We start from the raw sequence: 5541 nt of genomic DNA, 5'->3' as shown, positions 1-5541 counted from the left end.
ACCCGGCCTCCACCCCTTGAGAGGTAGAACGAAGGAATGTAAGGGCATCGACCCAGGGAGATATGGGAGGGTAAACCGCAAGGGTACATGTGGAGATCCATATGCGACCATATGGCTTTTAAAAACGAGGTGACCAACATCTCTGTTCCCGCCAACGGGTCGATCCCAAATATTCACTTTTCGTCAAATATTATCCTCAAGCGCTTCGTTCGTGAAAGATGAAAACATGCGTAATGGCGAGAAAAACGAAGAAAACATTAATTCTTTGAGGGAGGGGAATCTATATGTCAAAGAAAGGTCGTAAACGACGGATTATTGTTGCCCTTTCATTGACCAGTTTACTGCTTGTCGGGGTTGCATTTGCAGACTACACGTTAAGAGATGGCACTACTGTTCGGTGGCGTGGGGATGGATATGTTGATGTCTATAGAGCTGATGGTTCCCATTATAGAGACACTTATACAATTAACTCCAATGGCCGTGCTCTTCCGGACAGTTTCCAGTGGACTGGGCAGTCATCTGAGGTAGACCGTATTGGAGGATATGGAAGTGGAAGTGGTTCCTACAACAACTTTGGCTCAACCGTTCCGATCTACAATAATGGACAGTTTGTAGGGTATGGCAATGTCTACAATGACAATCGAGGCTTGGGTCACACATACGACTCGAACGGAAACTGGGTGAACTCCAACGGACAGGCAACGTGGAACTCCTATGGGGCAGGAAACCGGGTTGATATCAACACAGGGTCGTCATCCGGAACCTCCAGCAGTTCTGGGTCCAGCAGCTCCGGCGGAGGGGGATGGTCCTATACGCCATCCAATTACTACTACAATCCCAATCCTTCCGCCAGCTTCAGCATATCGCCCAACCCGGCGACGGTGGGCCAGTTGGTGACGTTCACGCCGTATTCTTCGGCTCAGGGCGGACGTACGATCACCCGTCATGAATGGCAGATCAGCGGTCCGACCGGTACGACCACCTATTCGTCGCCGCCAAACCAGGTGTTTAACCGGCCGGGCTCATACACGGTCCAGTACCGGGTGCAGGATTCCGGCGGGTATTGGTCGTCCTGGTATTCCCAAACTTTGAATGTGTATGGAAAACCGACGGCTTCCTTTACGGTGACCCCCAATCCGGTGTATACGGGTGATACGGTGACGTACCAAACGAATGATTCCACGCCAAACCCTGGCCAGTGGATCAACCAGCGGCAGTGGCAGATTTCGGGCCCGACCGGAACGTGGACACAGTGGTGGAGTGCTCCGTCCTCTTTCTCAACGCCTGGCGTCTACACCATCAGTGAGCGGGTGGCCGACACGACCGGAACCTGGTCCGACTGGACATCCCAGACTCTCGTGGTGAAAGCGCCGATTCCGCCGACGGCCAGCTTTACTGTGAATCCGAATCCGGCAACCACGGCCGACACATTGAGTGTGAACCTTTCCGAGTACGATCCACAGGGGTACCCGATCGTGTACCGTCAGTGGTGGATCTCCGGGCCGTATGGTTCGTGGTACCAATCCTATGCGCCGACGAATTTTGCGTATGAAGGAACTTATACGATTCGACTGCGCATTCAGGATTCGAGGGGTCTATGGTCGGATTGGTATACGCAAACTGTGCGAGTGACGGAAGCACCGGTGGCAAGCTTCACGCTGTCCCCGAACCCGGCCATGACGTATGACACGATTTCCTATTCGGATTCCTCCTATGGAAGAACGTATCCAATCGTGGAGCGTCAGTGGACCATTTCGGGTCCGAACGGGACGGTGACACAAAGCACGCCGCCCAGCAACTTCCCGAAGGCTGGAACGTACACCATTACGGAACGGGTGAAGAACTCGATCGGCAATTGGTCAGTGCCTTATTCCCACGCTGACGATGACCGCACACTCGTCGATGCGTCAGTAGCAGCGGGTGCGAGAGGGATCATCCACGCTGGAACCGGTAACGGATCCGTCCACGATAACACCCTGCCGAGGCTGCAAGATGCGGTGAAAAAAGGTGTCGTTGTTGTACGTGACACCCGTGTGCCCGAAGGCATGGTGACTCATGAAGCGTTGACGACCAAAATCACTTTGTTTCTTCAGACAACATCAACCCGAAAAAGGCTCGTATTCTGCTGATGTTGGCTCTGACGAAAACCAATGACCCTGCTGAAATTCAAAAGTATTTCAATGAGTATTAATATTAAAAGACCATCCTGACCTCGCCAGGTGGTCTTTTTGGCTTATCGATCTTCGGCCGAGACATACAGCAGATGCAGCAATTTACAATTACTGCAATTTGACATTCCAGATGATTTGATGAGAAAACAGCACATCCAGCGATTTTCAATGGTCATATTGTGCCCCGCCAGGGGCATGGGGGTTTAGACCGAATTTTGCATAAAAGCGAGGTGATTCATCTCAACGGAAGATAGCTACCGACTCAAACACCGACAGACTATTTTTTGAGGTTGGGTTGTTCAATTTTATTTAACGAAAATTGTTCAAAAGTACTTGACGGTTACAATCGGTTGTAAAATGCATATCAAATTTGTGCATATGTGTTGCAGCACCTACAGCAACGTGTTGATAATCACCCGATTTAGGAGGTTGGCTCGGAAAGGTGGACTGTCCGTCATCTTTAGCAAAGGGGCAGACTATCGCTTTTTCAAACGTCACCACTGGAGTCATTACCCTTGGCTTGGAAGGCGTCAACACACCATCTCCCTGTCAGGTTGTGCTTCAAGTCGTGGTATCAAACCATCCATAGAGCAGTTTCCGATCTCCAGCTCTCCCTTGCGAATACATCCTTTTCCATGAAAGCAGCCTCGATTCCAAGTGTCCGACACTGTATGCAAACTGTCCAACCTGTTACGGCTTGAATAAGAACAAGACCGCTCTGTCCTCCACGGAGTATGCACTTTATTTCTGGTTATCTCTCCTACTCCTTTGGTCCTCTCTTCCTCCTTCAGAAAGATACAACCTCCAAATGATAGTCTGATCCGGCAAAAAAATGCTCTTTGTTGTCCGCCGAAGAAAACCAAACGGTTTCACGCAATCTTTTATCTGTCCTACTCCTCGTATTGTAAAGCTTGCAATATTTGAGAAAGTTTTTCTACGATTGGGCCACATCCCCCCTCCTTGGAGGTGATACGCATATGTACAACGAATTTTTTACGATTACGAACTTTCGAGAAAAATTACTGCCCCGTCTCTCGGACACGCACGTTTGTTGCGCTTTGTGCGGCAGAAGCTTCCCCCGGTTATGGGCGTCACATCTGAAATCTCATGCCGACTTCCTGGAACCGCAACGGAAATTGAAACGGATCCGAAAGCCCGAAAAGCTTGTCGAACTGGAGCAGCAGGAACATCCGGACGGCCCAGTTGATCCGTGGATGGAGCGTCAAGAAACCTTGTCAGAAACCTACGCCCGGCTTTTTGGGCCGACCAGCCTGATCAACGCCCTTGTTGAAAAGACACTGGAACTTTATGCGCCCAGCCGGATGGAGTGGACACTAATGGAGCAACTGGAGAACAAAGCGGAGTGGTTCACGATTACTCCCGAGTCGACCGGTTGGCCTTGCAACCGCCTGACCAGAGAAGCCCTCAAAAAACACTTTCGTGGTCGGCACACCGTGGGTGTCAAATCCCGCTTCAAATCGAAAACCAAAGTCGTGGTGTTTGACGTGGATGCGGTGCCCCAGTGGGGAGAATCGGCTGCCGACGCCCAAATGCGGGCGAAACAGGTCGTCCGTGCGCTGGTCAAAGTGATGAAGCGCCATCAACTCGAACCCCATGTCTCCGCAAGCGGTGGCAAGGGGTATCACGTCTCCCTTTTCTTCGACGAGATGATCAGCCACACAATGGCTCGAAACTTGTTCGTGTATTTCACCAATCACCCTGACGTGTCCATGGATCGAGTCAGCGTGGAGTGCCTCCCCCTCACCAAAGCGATTAAACTGCCCCTGGGCATCCACTGGGAGGCTAAAACGTTCTGCGGGTTTGTGGACGCTTTCACTTTGACGCCACTGACCGATCCGTACCGTTATTACCTTCAGATTCGGCCGATCCCCCGGAAACTCCTCGATCAATTTGAGGCGGAACGGAAAGCTCTAAAAGCTCGCAAACGAAAAATCCGAATGGATGACTCCTGGTCGGCGGCCGCCACCGAAATGGCTTTCAAACTCGGGATTGAAGCACGTGGCACCCGCCACAACACGACCCTGCGGGCGGCGGCATATGCGGTCAACCACCTGAAACCAGGCTCATACGATGAGTTGTTGGAGATTCTTGTTGATTGGTCCCAAAAACAGTACCAACTTAACGGCGCAAACATCCGAACGAGGTGGTTTGCGCATTTGAAGGACCTGGACCACATCGCCAAATATGTGTGGGAACACCGCTTTACCGGGGGAATTCAGGCGTCGGTCGATTTCACGGCTGGAGATGTGCATTGGATCCGAAGCAAAACACCGAACCTGGCGGCGCAAAGGCTCCTCCTGGCGGCGTTGTACCAATATCGGATGGTTGGAGGGTATTTTTACTTTGGCTTCGCCCGCATGCAACAGCTTACCGGCATGGCCAAAGACTCGCTCGTGGACGCCATTCGGGAACTGCGGGATGAACGAGGGGTTTTAAAGATTGTGGAAAACTATTCCCATCAAACGGGTTTAAGGAAGTCAAAAACGAATCAATATACCCTGACAGAGGTTCCTGGTACCCAAGACATCGATACAGTGCTCGCCACCATCACTTCAGGAACCTGGACAGTGGATCTATGGTATCGCCTGCTTCTCAAGCTTTTTACCAGGCAACAACTCAAGAAGGCTTACCCCTTTTCCTATCATCGCATTTTGGCAGTTATCGAGAACAAAAGGATTGCCGGCTAGCCACGGGAAAACCTAACAAAATCCGACCTCCCCTTTGGGGAGTTACATATCTCCATGATCATCCGGAACTCTCAATGACATTCTCCACCACATTAATTAGGCTGTTGTGATTATCACTTCCTTTTTGACAGGAGTCTCCCTGCTTCATAATCCAGGATTAGACATTAGAATCTAAATTCTAAATTCAAGATTTCAGATTCTAAATTCTATGGCTTGCTTCGGATGCTTGAACTGTTTTCCCCCTATGTACGGGACCGCCAGCGCAGTCCCAATGTCATTCCCCCTACGTCCCCTCAGGATTCTTGCCTCCGTTCTGGATCGATTCAAGCAGTTGCTCGTGAATCCGGTATGTGAGGATGTGAAGGGCGCTCCAGTCCTCGTCGCAGACCCGCTTCAACTCGTCCCAATCACCTCGCACCCAAAACCGATGATCTCCCAACTTCAGCTCCCACGTGAGGTCAATGGGTGCCCCGACATGTCGAACCGAGTTCGCCTTCCGAAAAAGATGGGCTGTTTCGGGCGTATATCCTCCCGCCTCCCCCGCAACATACTGCTCAAGGCCAATGGTGATCGTGGACACCACCGCCATCCGTTTCACCACATCAAGGACTTCTTCCCACTTGGTGAAGGCAGCCGAACGGGATTTCCGCCTCCGCACCGCT

At 51.3% G+C, this 5541-nt stretch carries 2 protein-coding genes and 1 pseudogene; 2 read left to right on the top strand and 1 reads right to left on the bottom strand.

What is annotated here, in order from left to right:
* The first annotated feature begins 284 nt into the window (after positions 1 to 284).
* Positions 285 to 2191: pseudogene (locus C230_RS23770) on the top strand (hypothetical protein).
* Positions 2192 to 3148: 957 nt separating this feature from the next.
* Positions 3149 to 4879: a TOTE conflict system archaeo-eukaryotic primase domain-containing protein gene (locus tag C230_RS0100945; protein ID WP_018130209.1), complete on the top strand. Its 1731-nt coding sequence runs from the start codon at positions 3149 to 3151 to the stop codon at positions 4877 to 4879.
* Positions 4880 to 5162: 283 nt separating this feature from the next.
* On the opposite strand, the gene C230_RS22830 is transcribed toward C230_RS0100945, so the two are convergent.
* Positions 5163 to 5541 (bottom strand): hypothetical protein (locus C230_RS22830; protein WP_040392504.1); only part of this gene is annotated, 379 nt, incomplete at its 5' end.

The sequence above is a fragment of the Effusibacillus pohliae DSM 22757 genome, from assembly GCF_000376225.1.
Classification (GTDB): domain Bacteria; phylum Bacillota; class Bacilli; order Tumebacillales; family Effusibacillaceae; genus Effusibacillus; species Effusibacillus pohliae.
The sequence above is the reverse complement of the archived record's forward strand: the minus strand, read 5'-3'. Positions and strand labels throughout refer to the sequence as shown.

Excerpts from the sequence above, each read along its gene's own strand:
- C230_RS0100945 (WP_018130209.1), top strand. The coding sequence starts at position 3,149 with ATGTACAACGAATTTTTTACGATTACGAACTTTCGAGAAAAATTACTG.